The following is a 25,353-nucleotide window of genomic DNA, read 5'->3' as shown; positions in this document are numbered from 1 at the left end:
AGGGGCCGTTGGGCGCAGTATCTCCGGAGTTGTGACGGTCGCGCTCGATCAGGCGTTCGCGAGCCCGCGGATCGGGCTCACCGACTGCTCCTCCTCGTGGTCGACGCCGAGCGGGATGCCCGAGCGGTCGCGCAGCAGGAGGGTCGCGATCAGGCCGAGGACGGTCATACCCGCGAGGTACCAGGTGACCGCCTGTGTCGACCCGGTCGCCTGCACGATCGCGGTCGCGATGGTCGGGGCGAACGCTCCACCGGCGATGGCACCGATCGCGTACGAGATCGAGACACCCGAGAAGCGGATGCTGGCGGGGAAGAGCTCGGTGTACAGCGCGGCCTGCGGCCCGTACGTGAAGCCGAGTCCGATCGTGAGGATCGCCAGCCCGGCGAACAGAAGCCCGATCTCGCCGGTGTTCACGAGCGGGAACAGCGTGAAGACACCGACCAGCTGCATCACCCATCCGATGATGTACGTGGTGCGGCGACCGATACGGTCCGAGACCCACCCGGCCAACAGCGTCGTGAGGAGCCACGTCACGGCAGAGCCCGCGACGGCCCACAGCACCGGACCGCGCTCCAGACCGATCGGCCCGTCCGGGTTCGTGGCGTAGCCCTGGATGTAGCCGCCCGTCGTCATGTAGCCGACCGCGTTGTTGCCGGCGAAGACGAACGCCGCGATGATCACGAGCAGCGCGTGCTTGCGGAACAGCTGCACGATCGGCATCCGCGCCTTCTCCTTGCGCGCGGCGAGCTCGGTGAACACCGGGCTCTCCTCGACCTTGCGACGCACGTAGTAGCCCACGAGGATCAGCACCACGCTGAGCAGGAACGGCACCCGCCAGCCCCAGATCGCGAACTGCTCCCCCGGAGCGATCGCCGTCATCAGCGCCATGACGCCCGAGGCGAGCAGGAGGCCGAGCGGAACGCCGATCTGCGGGGAGGCTCCGAAGATGCCGCGCTTCGTGCGTGGAGCATGCTCGACGGCCATCAGCACCGCCCCGCCCCATTCGCCACCGGCCGAGATGCCCTGGATGATGCGCAGGAGCACCAGCAGGATCGGTGCCAGGACGCCGATGGTCTCGTACGTGGGCAGGATGCCGATCAGGGCGGTCGCTGCACCCATGAGGATCAGCGTCCACATCAGCACGGTCTTGCGTCCGAGCTTGTCGCCGTAGTGGCCCGCGAGGAACGCGCCGAGGGGCCGGAAGAGGAAGCTCACCCCGACCGTGGCGAAGGCGATCAGCGCGCTGTTGGCGCCCAGCGGCTCGAAGAACAGCTGCCCGAACACCAGCCCGACGGCTGTGGCGTAGATGAAGAAGTCGTACCACTCGACGGTGGTTCCGACGACAGTGGCGAACACGACGCGGCGTCGATCGGCCGCTGTCGCGATGGTTCCGGTGGGCGTGAACCCACCCTGTGGCTGCCCGCTCATGGGGTGCCTCCTTCTGGTTGTGACCGCATTGTCACGGCGCGCAGCGGACGTGAATCCGAATGCTTGCCGAGGGGTGAACCGATGATATATGATTTCGAATACGACGCACAAGGCGTCCCGCACGACAGTGCAGACGAGCGCGAGGAGGCGCCCCGTGACGGATCCCATCGCCCGCCCCGGCAAGATCATCGCGATCCATCTGAGCTACGCCTCACGAGCCGATCAGCGTGGCCGCCGCCCCGCGGCACCCTCCTACTTCTTCAAGCCGGCGAGCTCCGTCGCCGCATCCGGCGGCACGGTCGAGCGCCCCGCCGGCACCGAACTGCTGGCCTTCGAGGGCGAGATCGCACTGGTGATCGGCACGCCCACCCGCCGCGTCGCACTCGACGAGGCATGGGCGCACGTGGGCTGGGTCACCGCATCGAACGACCTCGGCCTGTACGACCTGCGCGCCAACGACAAGGGATCGAACGTCCGCTCCAAGGGCGGCGACGGCTACACCCCCCTCGGTCCGGAACTGATCGACGCACGCACGGTCGACCCGACGGCGCTGCGCGTGCGCACCTGGGTCAACGGCGCGCTGCGTCAGGACGACACGACCGACGGCCTCATCTTCCCGCTCGCCCAGCTCGTCGCCGACCTGTCGCAGCACTTCACCCTGGAGCCCGGCGACGTGATCCTCACCGGCACGCCGGCGGGGTCATCCGTCATCGTCCCCGGCGATGTCGTCGAGGTCGAGGTGGATGCCCCGGATGCCGACGGCGCGCCGACGTCCGGGCGCCTCGTCACGACGGTCGACGCAGGGCGACGATCGCGTTCGACGGCGAGATCGGATCGCTGCCCGCGGTCGACGACCTGCAGCGCACCGAGGCCTGGGGCTCCCGGGCCGAGGCCGGCTGCCCGACGCCGAGCCGGAGACGCGCGACCGGGCCTCTCGCCCGAGCTGCGCGCCGCAGCTCCTCGAAGCGCCGACCGCCGGCCTCTCCGCGCAGCTGCGCAAGCGCGGACACCACTCCTGCTTCATCGACGGCGTGTCGGCGAACATCGCCGGGACCGAAGATCGTCGGCACAGCCAAGACGCTGCGGTTCGTGCCCTTCCGCGAAGACCTCTTCGCCTCGCACGGCGGCGGGTACAACGCCCAGAAGCGCGCGTTCGACGCGGTCGACGACGGCGAGATCATCGTGATCGAGGCCCGCGGCGACGCCGACGACCGGCACCCTGGGCGACATCCTCGCGCTGCGCGCCCGACCCGCGGCGCGGCGGGCAGTCGTCACCGACGGCGGCGTCCGCGACTTCGACGCCGTCGCCGAGATCGGCCTCCCCGTCTTCTCGCAGGGCGCCCATCCCTCGCGTGCTCGGCCGCAAGCACGTGCCGTGGGACGTCGACGTCACCGATCGCCTGCGGCGGCGCGACCGTGCAGCCCGGCGACATCATCGTCGGCGACGGCGACGGCGTGATCGTCATCCCGCCGGCGCTCGCCGAAGAGGTGGCCGCGGCCGCCGTCGCGCAGGAGACGAGGATGCCTGGATCGCCGAGCAGGTCGCGGCCGGGCACCCGGTCGACGGGCTGTTCCCGCATGAACGCCGAGTGGCGCGCACGCTACGAGGCTAGCCGGCGCGCGACGCGAAGAGCCGGCGGTGACGACGCGGCGCCGCGAGCAAGTCGGAGCAGGCCTACGCCTGGATCCGCGCACGCATCTCGCGGCCACGCTTCGGCCCGGGCTACCGGCTGGTGCTCGGTCGATCGCCGAGAGCTCGACATGAGCGTCGTGCCCGTGCGCGAGGCGATCCGCCGCCTCGAAGCCGAAGGCCTCGTGACCTTCGAGCGCAACGTCGGCGCGCGCGTGACCGCTCGTCGACGAGAGCGAGTACGCGCACACCATGCAGACGCTCGGACTCGTCGAGGGCGCGGCGACCGCGCTGTCCGCTCCGCTGCTCGACCCGCGGCGCTCGATCGCAGGCCGCCGAGGTCAACGACGCGCATGTCGAGCATGCTCGAGCACTTCGACCCGCACGCGCTTCACCGAGCTCAACCGGCAGTTCCACTCCGTGCTGTTCGAGCCGTGCCCCAACCCGCACATGCTCGACCTCGTGCACCGCGGCTGGGCGCGGCTGTCCGGTCATCCGGACTCGACGTTCGCCTACGTGCCCGGCCGCGCGCAGCACTCGGTCGAGGAGCACGAGCAGATCCTGCGAGCTGATCCGAGACGGCGCCGACCCGCTCGAGATCGAGCTCGCCGCCCGCAACCACCGCTGGCGCACGAGGGACGCCTTCCTCGACGCGCTGCACACCCGTTCCGCCAGACCCTAGGAGAAGCCTCATGACCGACTCGCGCATCCCCGCCGAGCTTCCCGACCACATCCAGCACTACATCGACGGCGCCTTCGTCGACTCGTCGACGGCGACACCTTCGACGTGCTCGACCCCGTCACGAACGAGACCTACACGACCGCCGCGCGGCAAGAAGGCCGACATCGAGCTCGCCGTCGCCGCCGCCAAGCGCGCGTTCGACGAGGGCCCCTGGCCGCGGATGCTGCCCCGCGAGCGCTCGCGCGTGCTGCACCGGATCGCCGACATCGTCGAGTCCCGCGACGCGCGCCTCGCCGAGCTCGAGTCGTACGACTCGGGCCTGCCGATCACGCAGGCGCTCGGCCAGGCCCGCCGCGCGGCCGAGAACTTCCGCTTCTTCGCCGACCTGATCGTCGCGCAGTCCGACGACGCCTTCAAGGTGCCCGGCCGCCAGATGAACTACGTCAACCGCAAGCCGATCGGCGTGCGCCGGCCTCATCACGCCGTGGAACACGCCCTTCATGCTCGAGTCGTGGAAGCTCGGCCCCGCCCTCGCGACCGGCAACACGGTCGTGCTGAAGCCCGCCGAGTTCACGCCCCTGTCGGCGTCGCTGTGGGCCGGCATCTTCGAGGAGGCCGGCTGCCCGCAGGGCGTCTTCAACCTCGTGAACGGCCTCGGCGAGGATGCCGGCGATGCGCTCGTGAAGCACCCCGACGTGCCGCTCATCTCCTTCACGGGCGAGAGCTCGACCGGCAGCTCATCTTCGGCAACGCCGCGCCCTTCCTCAAGGGCCTGTCGATGGAGCTCGGCGGCAAGTCGCCCGCCGTCGTCTTCGCCGACGCCGACCTCGAAGCCGCGTCGACGCCACCGATCTTCGGCGTGTTCTCCCTCAACGGCGAGCGCTGCACCGCCGGCTCCCGCATCCTCGTCGAGCGCTCGATCTACGAGGAGTTCGTCGAGCGCTACGCCGCACAGGCGAAGCGCGTGAAGGTCGGCTACCCGCACGACCCGGCGACCGAGGTCGGCGCGCTCGTGCACCCGGAGCACTACGACAAGGTGATGAGCTACGTCGAGATCGGCAAGACCGAGGGCCGCCTGGTCGCCGGCGGCGGCCGCCCCGAGGGCTTCGACGAGGGCAACTTCGTCGCCCCGACCGTGTTCGCCGACGTGCCCCCGACGCCCGCATCTTCCAGGAGGAGATCTTCGGCCCGGTCGTCGCGATCACCCCGTTCGACACCGACGAGGAGGCGCTGGCGCTCGCGAACAACACCAAGTACGGGCTCGCCGCCTACATCTGGACGAACGACCTCAAGCGCGCGCACAACTTCGCGCAGTCCGTCGAGGCGGGCATGGTGTGGCTGAACTCGCAACAACGTGCGCGACCTGCGCACCCCGTTCGGCGGCGTGAAGGCCTCCGGTCTCGGCCACGAGGGCGGCTACCGCTCGATCGACTTCTACACCGACCAGCAGAGCGTGCACATCACGCTCGGCGGCGCCCACAACCCCACGCTTCGGCAAGAACTGACCCGGCCGACAGCAAGGACGCTGACATGACACAACCGCGAAGAAGACCCTCACCTCCGCGGGCTTCTACGTGACGCAGGAGGCGCCCATCCAGCCGACAACCCGATCGCGACGCCGTGACCGCCACCGCCCGACATCCTGCGCTGCGCGTACATGGAGCTCGTCGTCACCGACCTCGCCGCCTCGCGCGAGTTCTACGTCGACGTGCTCGGCCTGTACGTGACCGAAGAGGACGACGAGGCGATCTACCTGCGCTCGACCGAGGAGTTCATCCACCACAACCTGGTGCTGCGCAAGGGCCCGATCGCCGCGGTCGCCGCGTTCTCGTACCGCGTGCGCACCGCCGAGGATCTCGACCGCGCCGTGGCGTTCTACACCGAGCTCGGCTGCGACGTGCGTCGCAACCCCGACGGGCTTCGTGAAGGGCATCGGGCGACTCGGTGCGCGTGGTCGACCCGCTCGGCTTCCCGTACGAGTTCTTCTACCAGACCGAGCACGTCGAGCGGATGTCGTGGCGCTACGACCTGCACATCCCCGGCGAGCTCGTGCGCCTCGACCACTTCAACCAGGTCACCCCCGACGTGCCGCGCGCGGTCGAGTTCATGCAGGACCTCGGCTTCCGCGTGACCGAGGACATCCAGGACGACGAGGGCACGGTCTACGCCGCGTGGATGCGCCGCAAGCCCACCGTGCACGACACCGCCATGACCGGCGGCGACGGCCCCCGCATGCACCACGTGTGCTTCGCGACGCACGAGAAGCACAACATCCTCGCGATCTGCGACAAGCTCGGCGCGCTCCGCCGCTCCGACGCGATCGAGCGCGGCCCCGGCCGCCACGGCGTCTCGAACGCGTTCTACCTGTACCTGCGCGACCCCGACGGCCACCGCGTCGAGGTCTACACGCAGGACTACTACACGGGCGACCCCGACAACCCGGTCGTCACGTGGGACGTGCACGACAACCAGCGCCGCGACTGGTGGGGCAACCCCGTCGTGCCCTCGCTGGTACACCGATGCGTCGCTCGTGCTCGACCTCGACGGCAACCCGCAGCCGGTCGTCGCCCGCACCGACGACAGCGAGATGGCCGTGACGATCGGCGCCGACGGGTTCTCCTACACCCGCGCGCCGAGGATGGCGAGCACGAGTACAAGCTGGGCAACCAGCTGTGACGCTGTCAGCAGGCGTCATCGCGGAGATCGCCGCCGAGCTCGCCGAGGCCGATCGCGACCACGCGGTGATCCCCCGCATCACCGCGCGGTACCCGGAGGCGACGGTCGAGGACTCGTACGCCATCCAAGGCGTCTGGCGTGACACCCAGATCGCCGACGGCCGCACGCTCGTGGGGCGCAAGATCGGGCTGACCTCCAAGGCGATGCAGCAGGCGACCGGCATCACCGAACCCGACTACGGTGTCATGTTCGACGACACCGTGTACCGCTCGGGCGCGGAGATCCCCGTGGATCACTTCTCGAACGTGCGCATCGAGGTCGAACTGGCGTTCGTGCTGAAGCATCCGCTCGAGGGCCCCGACTGCACCCTCGACGATGCGCTCGCGTCGATCGACTACGCCGTCCCCGCCCTCGAGGTGCTCAACTCGCACATCGAGCTGGAGGGCCGCACGATCGTCGACACCATCAGCGACAACGCCGCCTACGGCGCCATGGTCCTCGGCGATGTGCACAGACGTCCGGACGAGATCGACCTGCGGTGGGTGCCCGGTGTGCTCTCGCGCAACGGCGAGATCGAGGAGACCGGCGTCGCCGCCGGAGTGCTCGGCCACCCGGCCACGGGCGTGGCCTGGCTCGCGAACAAGTTCCATCAGCACGGCGCGCGTCTGGAGGCCGGGGAGATCATCCTGGCAGGATCGTTCACACGCCCGATGTGGGTGTCGCGCGGCGACGAGGTGCTGTGCGACTACGGACCGATGGGACTCATCGCATGTCGCTTCATCTAGCCCCCTCCTTCCGCGAGCAGCTGGCCTCGTCGGACCGCGCGCTGGCCGGCATGTGGGCGTGCTCCGGCAGCCCGCTCGTGACCGAGGTGGCCGCCGGCTCCGGACTCGACTGGCTGCTCATCGACATGGAGCACTCCGCGAACACCCTGGAGACGGTGCTGGTGCAGCTGCAGACCGTCGCGGCGTATCCGATCACACCGCTCGTGCGAGTCGCCTCCGACGACACCGTCGCGATCAAGCAGGTGCTCGACCTCGGGGCGCAGAACCTCATCGTTCCGATGGTCTCGTCCGCCGAGCAGGCACGGACCGCCGTCGCCTCCACCCGGTACCCGCCCGCGGGCGTACGCGGAGTCGGCAGTGCTCTGGCTCGCAGTGCGCGCTGGAATCGCGTCGAGGACTACCTGCAGGACTCCGCGGCGCACACTTCGCTGACCGTGCAGATCGAGACGGCGGCCGGTGTGGATGCCGCGGCCGAGATCGCCGCGGTGGACGGGGTGGACGCGGTGTTCGTCGGGCCCTCCGACCTGTCCGCGTCGATGGGGCTGCTCGGCCGGCAGACGCACCCTGACGTCGTCGCGGCCGTCGAGCGGGTCTTCGCCGCCGTCCACGCCGCCGGCAAGCCCGTGGGCGTCAACGCCTTCGATCCGGTCGCGGCCGACGCCTACATCGCGGCCGGGGCGGACTTCGTCGCGGTCGGAGCCGATGTCGCTCTCCTCGCCCGAGCATCCGAGGCGCTCGCCACCCGCTTCATCACCGCCGATCCCACCCAGCGTGCCAGCTACTGACCCATCAGACTCTGGCGGATTCATAGCTAGCCGGGCAAGACTGTCCTCATGACCTTCGCCGCGCTCCAGCCCCTCGCCGACCGTGCCGCCCTGTTCACCGCGCTCCGCCAGGACGCCCTGTCGGCCGCTGCCGATGCACTCGGTGAGCACCGCTGGGATGCCGACATGGCCGCAGGCACCCTGACCTTCACGGCGAACGCCGATCCCTCCCGTCAGTTGGTGACCAGGGCTCACCTGATCGCCACCATCGCGCCGGGCCCCCGGTCGATGCTGTGGGCCTGGGCGCATCCCCAGGGCGACGCTCAGGGCATCGCGGCACAGCTGCGCGCCTACGGCACCGAGCACGGGATCGCGGAGCTCACGGCATCCGAGGTCCCGTTCCCGGCTGAGGCGTCCGCCGACGAGGACTGGATCGCCCAGGCCGCGCACGTCGTGGGGGGTGTCGCGGTCGAGCTGACCGGACGGGCTCCGTACTACTCGGCCCCGGTCGGTGGCGGCACCCGCGCGGTGTTCCTGCTCGATGCGCCGCTGGCTCCCCTCACGGTCGCCGACGCCGTGATCGCTCTGCCCCGCACCCTCGCGGCCACGTCGTTGAGCGATGCGCGCACAGCCGTCTGGGATCTCGCACGACTCGCCGGATGGACCCTGACCTGGACCGATGAGTCGTTCAGCGGCGCGACGGTCGTCGACGCGTCCGGTTCCGCGACCTTCCGCTTCGACGATCAGGCCCGCATCACGGGCGTCGAGAGCGCACTCGCCGGTTCCTGACGCCGAGATCTCCGCGCCGGGTATCGCCCGCGCGGCTACCATGAGCGCATGAGCGATCTCGATCTCATCCCCGCAGGGCACACGTTCTCCGCGGAGGAGATCACCGTGTACGCCGACAGCGACACCCGCACGCTCGACCAGGCGATCGCCGAGGCCGATGTGCTGGTGAGCTGTCCGCATGCGGGCGCGCGCATCCCCGAGGAGCTCGTGCCGTTCCTCTCCCCTGCGCTCACACGCCGGCTCCAGTACGACTTCACGGATGTCGCCACCGATGCGATCGTGCGGGTGTGGGCACGCACCGATCCGCGCATCGTGGCGGTGCTGAACCCCCATCCGCGGCTGGTGCGCGATCCCAACCGTGCACGTCCCGTCGACATCGCCGCCGACCTCGGCGCCGCGATCGAACGGACCCGGACGGCCGGCGCGTGGCAGAAGGTCGATCTCTCCGGCGTGGACGCGATCCGTCCGGTGACGTTCTCGTTCTTCCCGATCCTCCAGGTCCCGGCCACCGATGCGGAGCGCGATCTCCTGGTGCGCACGTTCGTCGAGGTCGGCGAGCGCGGGCTCGGTGTGTACGAACGGACCAGAGACGAACTGACCGAGAGGTTCCTCGCCGAGAAGCTGCGCACGGGGGGCCGATTCACGCGGCTCTCGTTCCACGACACCATGAACACGACGACCACGCGCGACGGCGCGGTGAACGTGCCGCGAGAGGAGAAGGACCGCCTGCCCGGTGTCGTCGCCCTCTCGAACCGCGGCGACGCCCGCGGTGACGAGCGCGATCCCGCAGACCCGCCCACCATGGATCCCGAGCGCGCCCGCGCACTGGCGGAGGCGCACCGTGCGGGGTTCCGGGTCGAGCGCCCCGACGACGTCGCCCTGAACAAGCCCTACCTCGGCAGCCAGGAGATCCTCGCCGCCGGCCGCCGGTTCCGCGAGTCGGCCGCCGATGCCGCAGACGCCGCGCTCACGGTAGACGCGGTGCAGGCAGAATTCCTGCGCGAGTATCTGCTCGGCGAGGCGGCGGTCGATGAGTTGCATCGCCCGGGCACCGGGTGGATCGCCGAGGATCCTGCGCATGTACGCGACATCGCTGCGGCCTGCCGCCGCTCGTGGGATCTGTACCGCGCGCTCTGAGCCCCGACCGGGTCATCCGCCCCAGAGCACGCCGAACAGGGCACCGAAGGCGATCGTGGTGGCCGCGAGGATGAGCGTGGGAACGAAGAACGAGTGGTCGACGAGCTTCGTGCCGAGCTTCGTCGTGCCCGAGGTGTCGAAGTTGGCCGCCGCGATCTGGGAACCGTTGGTCGGCAGCAGGTAGATGCCGGCGAACGCCCCGGCCCACATTCCGCTGAGCAGCCCGAGCGGGATGCCGGCGGCGAGTCCGATCGGCACGATGGTCCGTGTCGCCGTGGACTGGCTCGTGGTCAGCACGCACACGAGGAAGACGCCGAGTGCGAAGATCCAGGGCGCCGCGCTCACCCATCCGCCGACGCTGCTGGAGATCAGTTCCGAGTGCGCCGTGAGGAACGTGTCGGTGAGCCAGGCGAGTCCGAACAGCGCGATCGCCGAGACCATGCCGGCCTTGAAGACCGTCATGGTCGGGATCTCGCCGACCTTCGGGCGCGACACGACGAGGATGAGAGTTCCGACGAGGAACATCACGATCTCGATGATCGGCGTCATCGCGACGGGGTCACCGGCGGCATCCGAGGGGCGGATCCCCTTGAAGAGACCGAACACCACGATCGCCGCGACACCGAGCAGGAAGATCACGGCGGCGTTGCGTCCGGCGGGGGTCACGGTGACGTCGGCCTTGATCTCGGCGGCATCCGCGCGGGGCGGTGCGAGCTCGCCGCGCGCGATGCGTGCCTGCACGTCGGGGTCGTCGGCGAGGTCCTTGCCGAGTCTGTTGACGAAGAAGCTCGAGACGACGATGCCCACGATCGCCGCCGGAATCGTGACCTTGAGGATGTCGACGAGCTCGAAGTCCCAGGGGGCCGTGTCGGTGAGAGTGACCATCGCGGCCATCGCGGCCGAGACCGGACTGCACGCGAGGGCAACGCCGGTCGCGACGACCGAGAGGGAGAGCGGACGGGAGGGTCGGATCCCGTTGCGGTAGGAGAGGTCCTGGATGACGGGGAGCAGCGGGTAAAGGATGTTCGACGTTCCCGCCCCCACCGAGAACAGGAACGACACCAGTGGGGCGACGAGTGTGATCTGCTTCGGATTGCGCGCGATCAGCTTCGCGGCGACCGACACCATCCAGTCGATGCCGCCCGCGGATTGCATCATGGATGCCGCCAGCACGACCGACAGCACGATGAGCAGCGCGTCCACCGGAGGCGATCCGGGAGCGAGCCCGAAGACGAACACCAGGATCGCGACGCCCGTCCCGCCCCACAGTCCCAGGCCCACGCCGCTCGACCGTGTACCCATCACGATGCACCCGAGGACGACCAGCAACTCGATCACGAACAGCGCGATATCCACAGAGGTTCCTCTCAGCGGGGGACGTTGCGGCCAGCATATTGGTCGCACGGCCGAAATCCGAGGGTCATTCCCTCCCCGTCGCTAGCGCCGACGTGGCACGACCATCGGCGTCTGTGTCTCCGGATCGGCGATGATGACGCAATCGAGGTCGAACACGCGGGCCATCACCTCGGGCGTGAGCACCTCCTGCGGCGTGCCCGTGCGCACGATCTCGCCGTCGCGCATGGCGACGATGCGGTCGGCGTAGCGCGCCGCCTGATTCAGGTCGTGCAGCACGGCGACGACGGTCGTCCCCTGCTCGCGGTTGATGTCGCGGAACAGATCGAGCATGTCGAGCTGATGGGTGATGTCGAGGAAGGTCGTGGGCTCATCCAACAGCAGCACGGAGGTCTCCTGCGCGAGCGCCATCGCCAGCCACACCCGTTGACGCTGCCCGCCCGACAGCTCGTCGACCGGCCGTTCGGCCAGCTCGAGCACCGACGTCCGCTCCATCGCCTCGCGGACCGCTCGCTCGTCGTCGGCGCTCCAGGCCGTGAAGGCGCGGCGATGCGGGTACCGACCCCGCGCGACGAGGTCGGCCACGCGCATGCCGTCGGGCGCCTCGGCCGACTGGCTCAGGAGCCCTAGTTCGCGTGCGAGCTCCTTCCCACCCCTGGTCCGGATGTCGCGGCCGTCGAGCAGCACGGAACCGGCGAGCGCGGGAAGCAGCCGCGCGATCGTCCGCAGCAGCGTCGACTTGCCGCACGCGTTCGGACCGATGATCGCGACGAAGGATCCGCGGTCGATCGTGAGATCGAGATCCTCCGAGATCGGGCGTCCGTGAGGATAGCCGGCGGAGAGCCCACGGATGTCGAACGTCGCCTGACTCACAGTCCGTACCTCGACAACAGCGCATCGGCCAGGTCGCGCTGGGTCTCGTCGTCTTCGCCGTTCTCCCAGATCGCGGCCAATTGGTCGGGCAACGCGGCCTCCCGGTCGAACTTCTCGTTCCAGCGCTCCGCATCGCGGCGCCAGTACCCCATCGTCATGTAATGCGCCGTCGGCCAGCCGAGTTCGTGCCGGAGGTGACGGCGGATCTCGCGCATGGTCGAGCTCTCGCCGGAGAACCAGAGATAGGTCGGGATCGCCTCCGCCGTGGCCTCCACGACGGCGACGAGGATCGCGTCCGCGGCGACCCACCGCAGCACGTCGCCCTCACGGATCGGGAAGCCCTGCCTGTCGGCGATGTCGTCCACGGAGAGGATCGCGTGCACCGATGGCCCGTCCGGCGGGCGCTCATCGAGGATCCGGCCGATCGCCGGCAGCGCCGTGGCATCGCCGACCACCAGCACCCTTTCCGCGTGCGACGGAACCACGTAGTGTCCGCGGGGCAGATCGAACGACACCCGCTCCCCCACGCGCGCGTCACGGGCCCATCGGGTGGCCGGACCTGCGGCGTGGATCACGAAGTCGACGTCGAGCTCGTCCTGCTCCGGTCTCCAGGCACGCACCGAGTAGTACCGCTTGGCATCGCCGCCCTCGGCAGACGGAACCCAGAGCCCGAAGAACTCGTCAGGTCGACCGCACGAGACGAACAGCTCGCCGTCGGCGGTCCGCGCGCCCCGCAGGGTGATGCGCACCATGTTCGGGGTCACCGAGCGCCGCGCGGCGACCTCAGCGGTGTAGACGGGGACGTCAGTGCGCATCAGCGCCTCCTTCGATTCGCCCCGGACAGCATCCAGGCGAGGTAGAGACCACCGATCCCGATCGTGACGAGACCCGTGGGGAGCATGGTGGGAGCGAACAGCCGCATCGCGAGCAGGTCGCTGAGCACCAGCAGCACCGCACCGGTCATGGCGGATGCCGCGAAGGGCATGGGGCCGCTGCGCCAGAGGCGACGCGCGATCTGCGGTGCCGCGAGTGCGACGAACGCGATCGGACCGGCCGCGGCGATCGTGATCGCGAGCAGCACCACGCCGATCACCATCGCAGCGATCCGCAGCCGCACCGGGCGCACGCCGAGCGACGCCGCACGGTCCTCCCCGAGTTCATAGAGCGTCAGCGCCGGCCGGAGCCACGCGGTCGCCACGGCACCCAGCACGAGGGTGGTGACGAGAACCGGCATCCATCGCCCATCGATGCCGTTGAGCGACCCCGCACCCCAGATCGCGGCGCTGCGCGCCACCACATCGTCGGCGGCCAGCTCGATCATGGTGTTGACGGCGCCCAGCATCGCGGTCAGGGCGATCCCGACGATGATCAGCCGCGTGCCGGTGGCCCCTCGCCACGCCACGAGGGCGAACACGAGGGCGGCGGAGGCGATGCCGCCGCCGATCGCGCCGGCGGAGAGGGCGAAGGTGCTCACCGTGCCACCGATCATCACCAGCAGTGCGCCGGTGTAGGCGCCGGCGGAGAAGCCGAGGATGTCGGGGCTGCCGAGCGGATTGCGCGTCACGACCTGGAACAGCGCGCCCGCGAGCGCGAGCATCGCCCCGATCACCGCGCCCAGCACGACGCGGGGCAGCCGCCACCCGACCACGATGAGCCGGGTGCCGCCATCGCCTCCGCCGAACAGGGCTGCCAACGCGTTCGCCGGCGAGATCGGGGCATCACCGAGCGTGAGTCCCGCAAGTCCGAGCGCGAAGAGGAGGACCCCCGAGGCGACCCAGATCACGAGGCGCCGACGCCGCACCGCAGCGGGCGGCGACGCGATGGATCCTGCGGCGACCGAGGCGCTCACGATGGCGCTCCGTCCGCTTGTACGCGGCGCGACAGCACGAGCGCGACGAGCAGCGGTGCGCCGAGGAACGCGGTGACGACGCCGACGGGGATCGAACGGGGAGCGATGAGGATGCCGCCCAGCACATCGGCGAGCAGCAGCAGGATGGGGCCGGTGAGCACGCTGTAGATCAGCAGACGGCGGGTGTCGGGGCCGAAGATCGCGCGCAGCGCATGTGGCACGAGCAGTCCGACGAAGGCGATGGGGCCCGCGGCGGCGGTCGCTGCCCCGCAGAGCACGGCGATGGCCACGAAGCTGCCGAAGCGCACAGCACCGACCCGCCCCCCGAGCGCCCGTGCCGTGTCCTCACCGAGGGCGAGCAGGCCGATCCCGGGGGCGATCAGCACGACGAGCACGAGCCCGGCGGCGACGACGGCGAGTGTGAGCACGGCGGCCTCCAGTGACCGGCCGCCCAGCGCCCCGGCACTCCAGAGGCGCATGGCCTGATAGGAGGCGGGGTCGATCAGGCTCAACGCGGAGGTCGCCGCCGACAGCACCGCGGCGACCGCGACGCCGGTGAGCGCCAGGCGCCCGATCGAGGCTCCACGGCCCACCCCGCCGATGAGCGCGACGACCGCGCTCGCGACGGCGGCGCCGACGAAGGCGAACCACATCGTCGAGGCGAAGTCGCCGATCCCGAACACGACGATCGCGACGGCCACGGCGAGTGACGCCCCCGCGTTCACACCGAGGAGCCCGGGTTCGGCAAGCGGGTTGCGGGTCAGCGTCTGCATGATCACGCCGGCCACCGCGAGGGCGCTCCCCGCCGCTATGCCGATGAAAGTGCGCGGCAGGCGCACGTCGCGCACGATCAGATCGGCCTCGGTGCCGGTCGGGGCGGTGAGCGCCCCCACGAGCTCGTCGAGGCTCAGCGTGTGCGGTCCCACCGCGATGCTCACCGCCACGGTCACGAGGAGCAGCAGGATGACGATCGGCAGCACGATCGCGTCGGACGGACGACGGGTGCGCCGTCGTCCGTCCGCGGCGATGACTGTCACTTCGAGAGCGGCTCGAGCACCTTGGCGGTGAGCTCGTCGATCCAGTCCTGCGCGCTGCGGTAATCGGTCACGTTCGAGGACAGTCCGTACACATGATCGTTCTTCGCGATGTCCAGCTGCTGGAACAGGCTGCTGTCGATCACATCCTGGATTGCGGGCATCGTGGTGCCGTCCGGGTTCGAGAAGGTGAGGCCGACCGTGACGCCGTCGAGCACGGTGCCGATCTGCTCCAGCGGGAAGGAGACGTAGCCGAAGCCGCCCTCATCCTCGAGCGGGATGCCGTCACCGTAGGCGAGACCCATCTCGTTCACGATCAGGTTGCCGGTCGAACCGCTCGGCAGCTGGATCGAGAACTGTCCGGCCTCGTCGCCGAGCGAGAAGTTCGCCCAGGTGTTGTCGGCGATGACGTCGGCGTACTGCTCCTTCACTTCGTCGCGACGCGCCTCGTAGGAGGCTTTCGCCTCTGCCCAGGTGTCGTGCGCGCCGAGCGCGGACGAGAGATCCTCGGTGAGCGACTGCCAGTCACCGCGCTCGTCACCGCCGACGATGACCGTCGGTGCGATCTCGCTGAGACGTTCGAAGGTGGCCTCATCGACCTCATAGGCATCGCCGACGATGACATCGGGGGTCGCCCCGGCGAGCCCTTCGAAGTTGATCTCGCCGTAGGTGCCGACCTTGGCCGCATCCGCGATGTAGGCCTGCTGGTCTGCGGTGTAGCCGTCGATCCACTGCGTGTAGTCGATGGCCGCCACGATCGGGAGGTCGAGGGACATGACCTGCCACGGGGTGTCGTACGAGATCGCCGCGACGCGCTGAGGATCGGCCGGCACCGTCACCTTCCCGTAGACCGAGTCGATGACGATGGTGTCCGCGCCGGCCGACTCGTCGGATGTGGCGGACTCCGACGCGCACGCGGTGGCGGTGAGGGCGAGCGGGACGAGGGCGGCAGATGCGAGCACGATTCGCAGGCGCGGGGAAAGACGCATTGGATTCTCCAATTAGGCAAGGGTTACCTAATTATGTCGCCTGGAATGTGCCGGTTCGATGCCCGAACTTGCGCGGATCGGTCGACTATGCGCGCGAATCGGTCACAGAACCATGACTACGCGCGAACGCGCGAGGCGACACCCCGGCGCGACGCCGGAACGCCGCGGAGAACGCGGCGAGGGATTCGAACCCGACGGCCCGCGCCGTGCGTCCGACCTCGACCCCGTTGGCGAGCATCGACATCGCGAGTCGAAGCCGCAGCTCGGCGCGCCACCGGGAGAAGGGCATGCCGGTCTCGGTCGCGAACTGCCGGGTGAAGGTGCGCACGCTCACCGAGGACTGAGCCGCCCACGCGTCGAGTGTGCGCCTGTCGCCCGGCTCGGCGACCAGCGCGTCGGTCACCACACGCAGCCACGGCGTCGTCGGGGTCGGCAGCCCCACCTCCGTGCTGCCGGAGTCGCCCAGCAGATCGAGTGCGAACGCCTCGGCACGCGCCCGCCGCAGCGGATCCGTGTAGCGCGAGAGCTGTGCGAGCACGTCGTCGAGCAGCGGAGGCACCGTCGTCACCACGACGCGCGTGCTCAGCTCCGCCCCGGCATCCGGCTCGAACCAGGTGCAGCGCATGCTGTTGCCCGGCGCCGCAGTGACCTCGTGCACGACCCCCGCCGGGATCCAGATGCTCGTACCACGCGGGGCGATGTACACGGCGTCTGGTGTGACGACCGTCACCGTGTGCGTGATGGCGGAGAGCAACTCGTGGTCGTCATGCGAGTGCGCAGGCCACCGCGCCCCGTCTGACGTCGTGAGGATGTCGACGGAGTCGAGGAGCGGATCGAGATCGATCGGCATCGCGGCTCCCGAGCGGCGGATGAGGGGTGGACCGGGCGGCTGGCGGCTCGGCGCCCTCAGTGTACGGCCTGCCCCCTCGCGGAGACGATGAGCGGTGTGGGATTCTGTTCGCATGAAGAACGGAATCGTCCGATTCGCCGCGTTGTACGTGTTCAACGTGGCCGTCCTGCTGCTCATCGGTCTGCTGTTCCCCGGCGTATCGGTCGGATGGAACGTGATCTGGGCCGCCGTGATCCTCACCCTCGCCGCGCTGTTCGTGAAGCCGACGGTCGGCGCCGCCTTCCGACGCTCTGCCGCCAAGTCGGCCGCAGAGCGCACGAAGATCGGTGAGAAGCTGCTGCAGTACGTGCTGGTCTACCTCGTCGAGCTCATCGTCTGGGTGCTCACCGTCTGGCTGAGCGGAGTGCGCGCATCCGGATTCTGGGCGTTCGTGCTGCCCCCGCTGTTCCTGCTCTTCGGCTGGATGATCTACGACCAGATCGACGATCGGCTCCGCGCCAAGGCATCGGAACTGTACGACGTCGTGCAGGGCAAGGTGCAGTCGCGCCGCACGTCCGGTCCGGCGCGGGCCGATGCCCCCGCGTCCCCCACGGCGGAAGCACCTGAGACCGCTGCCGCCCGCGCAGAGCTTCAGGACGGCCTGACTCCCGAGCAGCGTCGCATGCTCGACGAGCTCGGCTGACGCCGCCCCGGATCCGCTCCCCGCGGAGTCCTCGCTCGGATCAGGCGAGGCGCTCGGCCGCCTCCACGACGTTCGTCATGAGCAGCGCGACAGTCATCGGACCCACGCCGCCGGGGTTGGGCGAGAGGAATCCGGCGACGGCAGCCACATCCGGATGCACGTCACCGAAGACGACGCTCTTGCCGGTCTCCGGGTCGGACTCGCGCGTCACTCCGACATCGAGCACGGCGGCGCCCGGCTTCACGTCTTCGGCGCGGATCAGGTGCTTCACACCCGCCGCCGCGACGATGACATCGGCCTCACGCAGGTAGCGGGGCATGTCGACCGTGCCGGTGTGCGTGAGGGTGACCGTGGCGTTCAGGTCACGACGGGTGAGCAGCAGTCCGATGGAACGACCGATCGTCACGCCGCGCCCCACCACGACGACGTGCTTGCCCTTGAGGTCGTAGTCATTGCGCAGCAACAGCTCGATCACACCGCGCGGCGTGCATGGCAGCGGCGTGTGGATCGGGCTGTTGACGTTCAGCACGAGGCGACCGAGGTTCGTCGGGTGCAGCCCGTCGGCATCCTTCGCCGGATCGATCCGCTCGAGGATCGCGTCGGTGTCGATGTGCTTCGGCAGCGGCAACTGCACGATGTACCCGTGGCACGCCGGATCGGCGTTGAGCTCGTCGATCAGCGCCTCGACGTCGGCCTGAGTGGCATCGGCCGGCAGTTCGCGCTGGATCGAGTTCATGCCGATCGCCTCGGACTGCCGATGCTTCATGCCCACGTAGAGCTGTGACGCGGGATCAGCTCCGACGAGCACGGTGGCGATGCCCGGGGTGATTCCCTGGGCCTTCAGCGCGGCGACGCGCTCGGTCAGCTCGGCCCGGATCGCCGCCGATGCCGCCTTCCCATCGAGGATCTTCGCGGTCATGTGTTCGTCCTTCTGTCTTCTTCGCCGAGTGCACGGCCTCTGCGCGAGTGCACGGCTTCGTCACGTCGACGAGCCGTGCACCCGGCAGGATCCCGTGCACTCGCGGGGAGGATGGAGTGCGGGAGGAGGGCGGGTGTGCCTACTGCTGCAGGTCGGGGTACAGCGGGAACGCCGTGGCGAGCGCGTCGACGCGAGCGCGCAGCGCCTCGACGTCGGCGCCCGGGAGCAGCGCGAGCGCGATGATGTCGGCGACCTCGGTGAACTCGGCGTCGCCGAAGCCGCGGGTGGCGAGCGCCGGGGTGCCGATGCGCAGGCCCGAGGTGACCATCGGCGGACGCGGGTCGTTGGGCACCGCGTTGCGGTTCACCGTGATGTGGATGTCGTGCAGCAGGTCTTCGGCCTGCTTGCCGTCGATCTCCGCGTCGCGCAGGTCGACGAGCACGAGGTGCACGTCGGTGCCGCCTGAACGCACGGCGATGCCGGCGTCCTTCACGTCCTGCTGCGAGAGGCGGTCGGCGATGAGCGCCGCACCGCGCAGCACGCGCTCCTGGCGCTCCGCGAACTCCGGCGTCGACGCGAGCTTGAACGCGGTCGCCTTGGCGGCGATCACGTGCATGAGCGGGCCGCCCTGCTGACCCGGGAAGACAGCGGTGTTGATCTTCTTCGCGAGCTCGGGGTCGTTGGTGAGGATGAAGCCCGAGCGCGGGCCGCCGATCGTCTTGTGCACCGTGGAGGAGACGACGTGCGCGTGGGGCACCGGGTTCGGGTGCATGCCCGCGGCGACGAGTCCGGCGAAGTGCGCCATGTCGACCCAGAGGAGCGCACCGACCTCGTCGGCGATCGCGCGGAACGCGGCGAAGTCGAGCGTGCGAGGGTACGCCGACCAGCCCGGCGATGATGACCTTGGGCTTGTGCTCGATGGCGAGGCGACGCACCTCGTCCATGTCGATGATCGAGGTCTCGGGGTCGACGCCGTAGGCGACGATGTTGTAGAGCCGGCCGGAGAAGTTGATCTTCATGCCGTGTGTGAGGTGGCCGCCCTGGTCGAGCGAGAGACCGAGCAGCGTGTCGCCGGGGCGCGCGATGGCGTGGAGGACGGCGGCGTTCGCCGATGCGCCGGAGTGGGGCTGGACGTTCGCGAACTCGGCGCCGAAGAGGCTCTTCGCGCGCGAGATGGCGAGCTCTTCGGCGACGTCGACCTCTTCGCAGCCACCGTAGTAGCGACGGCCGGGGTAGCCCTCGGCGTACTTGTTGGTGAGCACCGAGCCCTGCGACTGCAGCACCGAGACGGGCACGAAGTTCTCGGAGGCGATCATCTCGAGGAACGTCTGCTGGCGCTTCAGCTCGCGATCGAGAACCTGCGGCGATCTCGGGATCGACCTCGGAGAGCGGGGCGTTGAAGTAACGGTCGGTCATGGACGTGCTCCTCTGACGACGGATTCGGAAGGGTTACCATCGGCCCAGGCGCGCGGTCGAATTCCGTGGTCAGTCGCTCCCCGGTGGTAGTCCACCCAGACGCCAGTCGCGACGCCTACGAGCATAGCCGATGCGTGCGGGACGCGCGGCCGGATCCCGAGCTCCCCCGCACTCTTGCAGGACTTCTGCCATTCCGCTGAGCCACGCTGACGGGTAGGTTTTGTTCATGGTCTTTGCACATCTCCTCCCTCTCGTCCCCGCCCCCGTGTCAGCCATCGCACGAGAGGGACGGATGCCGATCACCGCGACGACGCGCGTGCTCGGCTCGTCCCCCGCGGTAGATGCGTTGATCGACGCGGTCGAACGGCGCACCGGCATCCGTCTCACCGCCGCCACGGGTGAGGCACCCAGCGAGATCGAACTGCGCATCGAGAAGGACGCCTCGGGCCCGGAGGGCTATACGCTCCGTATCGGAGACCGTGCGACCATCATCGGCGCCGACGAGGCCGGCCTGTTCTACGGCGTGCAGACGCTGCTGCAGCTGCTGCGACAGGACGAAGAGGGTTGGTCGCTGCTCGGCGCCGAGATCGCCGACTCACCCCGCTTCGTGCACCGCGGTGTGATGCTCGACGTGGCGCGTCACTTCTTCGGTGTGGACGAGGTCAAGCGATTCATCGACAGCGCGAGCGCGCTCAAGCTCAACCGCCTGCACCTGCACCTCAGCGACGACCAGGGCTGGCGTGTGCACATCGACTCCTGGCCGCTGCTGACCGAGCTGTCCTCGTCGACGTCTGCGGGAGGGGATCCCGGCGGCTTCTACTCGAAGGACGACTACCGGGAGATCGTCGCCCATGCCGCGCAGCACCACATGGTCGTCATCCCCGAGATCGATCTGCCGGGGCACACGCACGCGATCGGCGTCGCCTACCCCGAGCTGGTCGAGGCCCCGGTCATGAACGACGGCCTCGTCGCCGAGTCCGCTCGTCTGGGGCAGCCGCTCCCGGTCGCCGGCGAGAGCTACCTCGGCTGGGGCGTCGGCCACTCCAGCGTGCGCATCGGCGAAGAGGCGACCTACGACTTCGTGCGCGACGTCGTGCGCGAGCTGGCCGAGATCACGCCCGGCCCGTACATCCACATCGGCGGCGACGAGTCTCTCGGAACCTCGCAGGCCGACTTCGATCACTTCGTCGAGCGCGCGACGCGGATCGTGGTCGAGGAGGGCAAGATCCCCGTCGCCTGGCATGAGGTGGGCGCAGCGGAGGACATCGCCGAAGGCACGGTCGGTCAGTACTGGGGCAAGACGGTTCCCGAGGGCACGCACGCCGAGGAGGCGGAACACTTCGTGACCCGTGGCGGGACGCTCATCATGTCGGCGGCCGACGTCACCTACCTCGACATGAAGTACTCCCCGGACTTCCCCCTCGGGCTGACCTGGGCCGCGATCATCGATGTGCGCTCGGCGTACGAATGGGAGCCGACGTCCGTTCTCGATGTGCCGGAGTCGGCCATCCTGGGCGTCGAGGCACCGCTGTGGTCGGAGACCACCCGCACGTACGGCGACGTGGAGCAGCTCGTCTTCCCCCGCGCCGCGGCGCAGGCCGAGGTCGCCTGGTCGCCGAAGGACGCTCCCGAACGCGCCTGGGATTCCTTCCGCGTCCGACTGGGGTCTCTCGCGCCGCTGTGGAAGGCTGAGGGGGTCAATTTCCACGCCGCAGACGACGTCCCCTGGAGCGATCGATGAGTGTGCTGTCCTCCGCGAGCGGATCACTGCTCATCCATTCCACGCGACTCGTCGATCGAGGTGCGGTCGTCGAGGATGCCTGGGTTCGGATCGACGACGGACGGGTGACCGCGGTGGGCACCGGGAGCGACTGGTCGCCGGCCGACGAGATCGTGGATGCCGCGGGCGTCGCGGGGCCGGGCGCGCTCCTCACCCCCGGCCTGATCGACATCCATGGCCACGGCGGCGCGGGAGCGTCGTTCGATGACGGTGCGGATGCCATCCGCACCGCTCGTCGGCTGCACCGCGCGCACGGCACCACCCGCGCAGTGGTCTCGTTGGTGACGGCGCCGCTCGACGATCTCGCCCGCACCACGGCCCTCGTCGCCGATCTGGTGGATTCCGACGAGGGCATCCTCGGATCGCACCTGGAGGGCCCGTTCCTCGATTCGGCGCACCACGGGGCCCACGAACCCTCTCTATTGAGGGCTCCCGTGGCAGCCGATGTGGCGCGTCTGCTGGATGCCGGACGCGGTACCGTCCGCCAGATCACGATCGCCCCCGAGTTGCCGGGCGGGCTCGATGCCATCCGCCAGATCGTCGATGCCGGTGCTGCCGCGGCCGTCGGCCACACGAGCGCGGATGCCGCCATCGCCGTCGCAGCGTTCGAGGCGGGGGCGTCCATCCTCACCCACGCCTTCAATGCGATGCCCGGCATCCACCACCGCGCACCCGGCCCCGTGCTCGCTGCTGCTGCCGACCACCGCGTGGTCCTCGAGGCGATCGCCGATGACGTGCACCTCGACCCTCACGTGGTCAGGCTCCTGTTCGACACCGCGCCCGGCCGGGTGGCGCTGATCACCGATGCCATGGCCGCAGCCGGCAGCGTCGACGGGCACTACGACCTCGGCGCTGTGAGCGTCACGGTGATGAACGGCATCGCTCGGGCGGATGCCACCGGCTCGATCGCCGGGTCGACCCTGACGCAGGACGTCGCACTGCAACGCGCGGTGCGCGCCGGCGTGGGATTGCCCGCAGCGATCACCGCACTGACCGAGACACCCGCGCGAGCGATCGGCGCCGATGAGGTATGCGGCACCCTGGAACCCGGGCGCATCGGCGATGCCGTGCTGTGGGATGCCGAACTGCGCGTGGTCCGCGTCTGGGTGGGAGACCGCCTCACCGAGTGAGGCGCACGCGACGCGCGACCACGCGCAACTCTGCGTTCTCCGGTCTTCTTTGGCGGGGTGGGAGGCCACCGTTCCCCAGATCGGTGGCCTCATTCCCGCTTGTGAGAGCGGGGGGCCGGGAACTCCTCCCCCGAGGCTCCCGACCCGCCCAGCTGATGCGTTTTGCCCCCGCATCAGCGCCAGAACTCCGCCCCCCGGTGGAGTTCGTATGGCTGTCTCTATGGAATGAGACGACGTCGGAGCCGGTTCATTACGCGACTTGCAGATCTTTTTCCGAGATTCTTCTCGACTCGGATCGGATCATGCTTCCGAACAGGGATTCTTCACCTGAGGCGATCGACAGGAAAATCTGACAGGGGGTGGCCTTGCTGGGAGATTCGGGTGAGAATGAGAAAGACGCGTGATGAAGGCCGCCCTCGCGCGTCTCTCTTGTGAGGGCACACCCGCGTGCCCCGAGACAGATGGATGACAGTGCACGAAGAAGAGAACCTTCCGAACGACGAGCCGATCGCTGACGCCGACCTGATTCTGCGCACCCGATCCGGTGACACCGAGGCGTTCGGCGAACTCTGGCGACGCCACTACCCGTCAGGTATGGCCGTCGCCCGCTCGGTGACCTCCTCCATCGACCCGGACGACCTCGTGCAGGAGTCCTACACACGCATCTATCAGGCCATCGTCAAGGGCGGCGGTCCCAACGGTTCCTTCCGCGCCTATCTGTTCACCAGCATCCGCAACACCGCCGCCGCATGGGGCCGATCCCGACGCGAATCGACCATCGACGAACTCGACTCCGTCGCCGATCCGGACAGCACCGACCAGGCTGCGAGCGAAGCGCTCGATCGCAGCCTGACCGCGCAGGCCTTCCGTAGCCTGCCCTCGCGGTGGCAGGAAGTGCTCTGGTACACCGAGATCGAGCAGATGAAGCCGCAGGACGTCGCTCCCCTGCTCGGCATGAAGTCCGGCGCCGTGTCCCAACTCGCGTTCCGCGCCAGGGAGGGTCTCCGCGAAGCGTGGATCCAGGCCCACCTGCGCAGCGCCGCTCCCGGCTCCGACTGCCAGTGGACGATCGAGCATCTCGGCGCCTATTCGCGCGGCAACCTGAGTGCGCGCGACTACAAGCGCCTCGAGTTGCACCTCGACGAATGCGCGCGCTGCATGATCGTCGCCGCCGAGGCGAAGGATGTCTCCAAGCGCCTCGCTCTGGTGCTGCTGCCTCTCGTGCTCGGCATCACCGGGTCCGCCGGCTACCTCGCCACACTCCAGGGCGGCGGCGCACCGATCGTCGCTCTCGCCGCGGCCCCCTCGGCGATCCCCGGCGTCGTGTTCGCCGGTGACCCCGGCACGGCGGCGGCGTCCGGCGCGGCGCACAGCGGTTTCGCGAGCGGCGGCTCCACGGCCGGCAGCTCGACGGCCGGCACCTCCGCACCCCTCGGCGGCGCTGCCGGCGGCGCTGCCGGAGGAAATTCGACGTCGGGTGCGGCAGGTTCCTCGGGAGCCGGTGCCGCAGGCGGTGCCGGAGCCACCGGCGGCCTGCTGACCGGCATGGGCGCACTCGTCGGTGTGGGTTCCGCGGCGCTCGTGGTCGCCGGTGTCGTGGCCGCAGCGACGATCATCCCCGGCCTCGCCGGGGGCGAACCGGCCGCGTCACAGCCGAGCGCCGGTGACGCCGATTCCTCGGCCATCGCCGCAGATATCGGCCCCGACTCATCGATGGCGCTCGACGCGCCGGTCGTGCTCGACGAGCCGGCCCACGAACCGAAGGACGAGCCGGCACCTCCCGTCGACGACTCCTCCGCGGAAGAGCCGTCCGGTCCCGTCGTCGCGCCGCCGACGACGCCGGTCACGCCGACGAAGCCGGTCGCCCCGGTCGACCCTGTGGACCCGGTCGACCCGGTTGATCCGACAGTTCCCGCCGGAGCTCCCGCCATCGGTGGTGCTGAGATGTGGTTCGACGACGAGACCCTCGTCACGCACTACACCGTGCAGGTCACAGGCACCGCGGCCGCGACCGTTCGCGGACAGATCGATGGGGGCGGCGGCGGTTCGGCCACGCTGGCCGCATCCACGGAGCCCGGAGCCGACCCCACCGTCGGATCCGGAACCATCGACCTCCGCCCCACGTTCGAGCAGCTGTGCGGAGACGCGGCCGTGAACTTCGCCTACGTCGCGGGCGACAAGACGGGTCAGGCCACCTCGACCACCCTGTGGGCCCTCTCGCCTCTCCCGGGGTGGATGCAGCTCGCATGCCTGTTGTTCGAAGACGGTGGCGATCCGACCGTCGTCGAGGTCTCGCTGATCGAGAATGCGGCGGATCCGCAGGCGCTCGCTTCGGAGAGCCTCGCCGATGATTCGAGCACGACCCCGGTCGAGCCCGCCGCTCCGGCCGAGCCCACAGACACGACGGAACCCGCGACGCCCGCGGAGCCGGTACCTGTCGAGCCGACGCCCGCTGCTCCGGTGACACCGCCCGCACCTCCGACCGATGACACGACGCCCGCTGAGCAGCCCGCGCCGGCCGCCGTCGCGCCCGCGACCGTCGATGCCGCGCTTCCGGCGGAGGACGCCTCGAGCGCCGAATAGACTG

At 69.6% G+C, this 25,353-nt stretch carries 18 protein-coding genes and 8 pseudogenes; 16 read left to right on the top strand and 10 right to left on the bottom strand.

What is annotated here, in order from left to right:
* Positions 1–48: 48 nt before the first annotated feature.
* Positions 49–1,428: an MFS transporter gene (locus P0Y60_06685; protein ID WEK62424.1), complete on the bottom strand. Its 1,380-nt coding sequence runs from the start codon at positions 1,426–1,428 to the stop codon at positions 49–51.
* Positions 1,429–1,582: 154 nt separating this feature from the next.
* Between P0Y60_06685 and P0Y60_06680 the strand changes: the two are divergent.
* The 12 genes and pseudogenes from P0Y60_06680 to P0Y60_06625 all read left to right on the top strand — a co-directional run bounded on the left by P0Y60_06680 (position 1,583) and on the right by P0Y60_06625 (position 9,891).
* Positions 1,583–3,051: pseudogene (locus P0Y60_06680) on the top strand (fumarylacetoacetate hydrolase family protein).
* 62 nt (positions 3,052–3,113) lie between these two features.
* Positions 3,114–3,740 (top strand): annotated as a pseudogene (locus tag P0Y60_06675) (GntR family transcriptional regulator).
* 10 nt (positions 3,741–3,750) lie between these two features.
* Positions 3,751–4,194: pseudogene (locus P0Y60_06670) on the top strand (aldehyde dehydrogenase family protein).
* Between the two features lie 46 nt (positions 4,195–4,240).
* Positions 4,241–4,417: pseudogene (locus P0Y60_06665) on the top strand (aldehyde dehydrogenase family protein).
* Positions 4,333–4,887: pseudogene (locus P0Y60_06660) on the top strand (aldehyde dehydrogenase family protein). Before P0Y60_06665 ends, P0Y60_06660 begins: the two co-directional pseudogenes overlap by 85 nt.
* An 8-nt stretch (positions 4,888–4,895) precedes the next feature.
* A pseudogene (locus P0Y60_06655) lies at positions 4,896–5,054 on the top strand (aldehyde dehydrogenase family protein).
* A gap of 40 nt (positions 5,055–5,094) precedes the next feature.
* Positions 5,095–5,274, top strand: a complete 180-nt coding sequence (locus P0Y60_06650) for an aldehyde dehydrogenase family protein (protein ID WEK62423.1) — start codon at positions 5,095–5,097, stop codon at positions 5,272–5,274.
* A gap of 40 nt (positions 5,275–5,314) precedes the next feature.
* Positions 5,315–6,416: pseudogene (gene hpaD / locus P0Y60_06645) on the top strand (3,4-dihydroxyphenylacetate 2,3-dioxygenase).
* A 2-nt stretch (positions 6,417–6,418) separates the two neighbouring features.
* A complete protein-coding gene (locus tag P0Y60_06640; protein WEK62866.1) occupies positions 6,419–7,201 on the top strand; it encodes a fumarylacetoacetate hydrolase family protein in 783 nt (260 codons plus the stop codon).
* On the top strand, positions 7,186–7,986 hold the full coding sequence (locus P0Y60_06635) for an HpcH/HpaI aldolase/citrate lyase family protein (GenBank protein ID WEK62422.1): 801 nt from the start codon (positions 7,186–7,188) through the stop codon (positions 7,984–7,986). Before P0Y60_06640 ends, P0Y60_06635 begins: the two co-directional genes overlap by 16 nt.
* A 48-nt stretch (positions 7,987–8,034) precedes the next feature.
* A complete protein-coding gene (locus tag P0Y60_06630; protein WEK62421.1) occupies positions 8,035–8,754 on the top strand; it encodes a hypothetical protein in 720 nt (239 codons plus the stop codon).
* A 48-nt stretch (positions 8,755–8,802) separates the two neighbouring features.
* Entirely contained in the window at positions 8,803–9,891 is a 1,089-nt protein-coding gene (locus P0Y60_06625; protein ID WEK62420.1) for an N-formylglutamate amidohydrolase, read from the top strand.
* Between the two features lie 12 nt (positions 9,892–9,903).
* Here P0Y60_06625 and P0Y60_06620 read toward each other — a convergent pair whose 3' ends face one another.
* The 7 genes from P0Y60_06620 to P0Y60_06590 all read right to left on the bottom strand — a co-directional run bounded on the left by P0Y60_06620 (position 9,904) and on the right by P0Y60_06590 (position 16,839).
* The gene (locus P0Y60_06620; protein ID WEK62419.1) at positions 9,904–11,247 is read right to left on the bottom strand and encodes an anaerobic C4-dicarboxylate transporter family protein; all 1,344 of its coding nucleotides are present in this window, start codon (positions 11,245–11,247) and stop codon (positions 9,904–9,906) included.
* Between the two features lie 81 nt (positions 11,248–11,328).
* Entirely contained in the window at positions 11,329–12,117 is a 789-nt protein-coding gene (locus P0Y60_06615; protein WEK62418.1) for an ABC transporter ATP-binding protein, read from the bottom strand.
* On the bottom strand, positions 12,114–12,932 hold the full coding sequence (locus P0Y60_06610; protein WEK62417.1) for a siderophore-interacting protein: 819 nt from the start codon (positions 12,930–12,932) through the stop codon (positions 12,114–12,116). Before P0Y60_06610 ends, P0Y60_06615 begins: the two co-directional genes overlap by 4 nt.
* The gene (locus tag P0Y60_06605; protein WEK62416.1) at positions 12,932–13,966 is read right to left on the bottom strand and encodes an iron chelate uptake ABC transporter family permease subunit; all 1,035 of its coding nucleotides are present in this window, start codon (positions 13,964–13,966) and stop codon (positions 12,932–12,934) included. The genes P0Y60_06610 and P0Y60_06605 overlap by 1 nt, the downstream gene beginning before the upstream one ends.
* The gene (locus P0Y60_06600; protein WEK62415.1) at positions 13,963–15,003 is read right to left on the bottom strand and encodes an iron ABC transporter permease; all 1,041 of its coding nucleotides are present in this window, start codon (positions 15,001–15,003) and stop codon (positions 13,963–13,965) included. Before P0Y60_06600 ends, P0Y60_06605 begins: the two co-directional genes overlap by 4 nt.
* Positions 15,000–15,989 carry an ABC transporter substrate-binding protein gene (locus P0Y60_06595; GenBank protein ID WEK62414.1) on the bottom strand — a complete coding sequence of 330 codons (990 nt, stop codon included), beginning with the start codon at positions 15,987–15,989 and terminating at the stop codon, positions 15,000–15,002. The genes P0Y60_06600 and P0Y60_06595 overlap by 4 nt, the downstream gene beginning before the upstream one ends.
* 85 nt (positions 15,990–16,074) lie before the next feature.
* A complete protein-coding gene (locus P0Y60_06590; GenBank protein ID WEK62413.1) occupies positions 16,075–16,839 on the bottom strand; it encodes an AraC family transcriptional regulator in 765 nt (254 codons plus the stop codon).
* A gap of 112 nt (positions 16,840–16,951) precedes the next feature.
* Here P0Y60_06590 and P0Y60_06585 point away from each other — a divergent pair, with 112 nt between their 5' ends.
* Positions 16,952–17,521, top strand: a complete 570-nt coding sequence (locus P0Y60_06585; GenBank protein WEK62412.1) for a hypothetical protein — start codon at positions 16,952–16,954, stop codon at positions 17,519–17,521.
* A 40-nt stretch (positions 17,522–17,561) separates the two neighbouring features.
* On the opposite strand, the gene P0Y60_06580 is transcribed toward P0Y60_06585, so the two are convergent.
* Together P0Y60_06580 and P0Y60_06575 are read right to left on the bottom strand one after the other, a co-directional pair.
* Entirely contained in the window at positions 17,562–18,440 is an 879-nt protein-coding gene (locus tag P0Y60_06580) for a bifunctional methylenetetrahydrofolate dehydrogenase/methenyltetrahydrofolate cyclohydrolase (GenBank protein ID WEK62411.1), read from the bottom strand.
* 139 nt (positions 18,441–18,579) lie between these two features.
* A pseudogene (locus tag P0Y60_06575) lies at positions 18,580–19,856 on the bottom strand (serine hydroxymethyltransferase).
* 226 nt (positions 19,857–20,082) lie between these two features.
* On the opposite strand from P0Y60_06575, the gene P0Y60_06570 reads away from it, so the two are divergent.
* From P0Y60_06570 to P0Y60_06560, 3 genes are all read left to right on the top strand, one after another.
* Positions 20,083–21,597 carry a beta-N-acetylhexosaminidase gene (locus P0Y60_06570; protein ID WEK62410.1) on the top strand — a complete coding sequence of 505 codons (1,515 nt, stop codon included), beginning with the start codon at positions 20,083–20,085 and terminating at the stop codon, positions 21,595–21,597.
* Positions 21,594–22,766 carry an amidohydrolase family protein gene (locus tag P0Y60_06565; protein ID WEK62409.1) on the top strand — a complete coding sequence of 391 codons (1,173 nt, stop codon included), beginning with the start codon at positions 21,594–21,596 and terminating at the stop codon, positions 22,764–22,766. Before P0Y60_06570 ends, P0Y60_06565 begins: the two co-directional genes overlap by 4 nt.
* 465 nt (positions 22,767–23,231) lie before the next feature.
* A complete protein-coding gene (locus tag P0Y60_06560) occupies positions 23,232–25,349 on the top strand; it encodes a sigma-70 family RNA polymerase sigma factor (protein WEK62408.1) in 2,118 nt (705 codons plus the stop codon).
* Positions 25,350–25,353 lie beyond the last annotated feature (4 nt).

Origin of the sequence: Candidatus Microbacterium colombiense (assembly GCA_029203165.1) — a bacterium.
Taxonomy (GTDB): Bacteria; Actinomycetota; Actinomycetes; order Actinomycetales; family Microbacteriaceae; genus Microbacterium; species Microbacterium colombiense.
The sequence above is the reverse complement of the archived record's forward strand: the minus strand, read 5'-3'. Positions and strand labels throughout refer to the sequence as shown.

What these genes read in the sequence shown, in the direction of transcription:
- P0Y60_06565 (WEK62409.1), top strand. Translation starts at nt 21,594, where the DNA reads ATGAGTGTGCTGTCCTCCGCGAGCGGATCACTGCTCATCCATTCCACG.
- P0Y60_06610 (WEK62417.1), bottom strand. Translation starts at nt 12,932, where the DNA reads ATGCGCACTGACGTCCCCGTCTACACCGCTGAGGTCGCCGCGCGGCGC.
- P0Y60_06580 (WEK62411.1), bottom strand. Translation starts at nt 18,440, where the DNA reads ATGACCGCGAAGATCCTCGATGGGAAGGCGGCATCGGCGGCGATCCGG.
- P0Y60_06625 (WEK62420.1), top strand. Translation starts at nt 8,803, where the DNA reads ATGAGCGATCTCGATCTCATCCCCGCAGGGCACACGTTCTCCGCGGAG.
- P0Y60_06590 (WEK62413.1), bottom strand. Translation starts at nt 16,839, where the DNA reads ATGCCGATCGATCTCGATCCGCTCCTCGACTCCGTCGACATCCTCACG.
- P0Y60_06560 (WEK62408.1), top strand. Translation starts at nt 23,232, where the DNA reads ATGACAGTGCACGAAGAAGAGAACCTTCCGAACGACGAGCCGATCGCT.
- P0Y60_06570 (WEK62410.1), top strand. Translation starts at nt 20,083, where the DNA reads ATGGTCTTTGCACATCTCCTCCCTCTCGTCCCCGCCCCCGTGTCAGCC.
- P0Y60_06635 (WEK62422.1), top strand. Translation starts at nt 7,186, where the DNA reads ATGTCGCTTCATCTAGCCCCCTCCTTCCGCGAGCAGCTGGCCTCGTCG.
- P0Y60_06630 (WEK62421.1), top strand. Translation starts at nt 8,035, where the DNA reads ATGACCTTCGCCGCGCTCCAGCCCCTCGCCGACCGTGCCGCCCTGTTC.
- P0Y60_06585 (WEK62412.1), top strand. Translation starts at nt 16,952, where the DNA reads ATGAAGAACGGAATCGTCCGATTCGCCGCGTTGTACGTGTTCAACGTG.
- P0Y60_06595 (WEK62414.1), bottom strand. Translation starts at nt 15,989, where the DNA reads ATGCGTCTTTCCCCGCGCCTGCGAATCGTGCTCGCATCTGCCGCCCTC.
- P0Y60_06685 (WEK62424.1), bottom strand. Translation starts at nt 1,428, where the DNA reads ATGAGCGGGCAGCCACAGGGTGGGTTCACGCCCACCGGAACCATCGCG.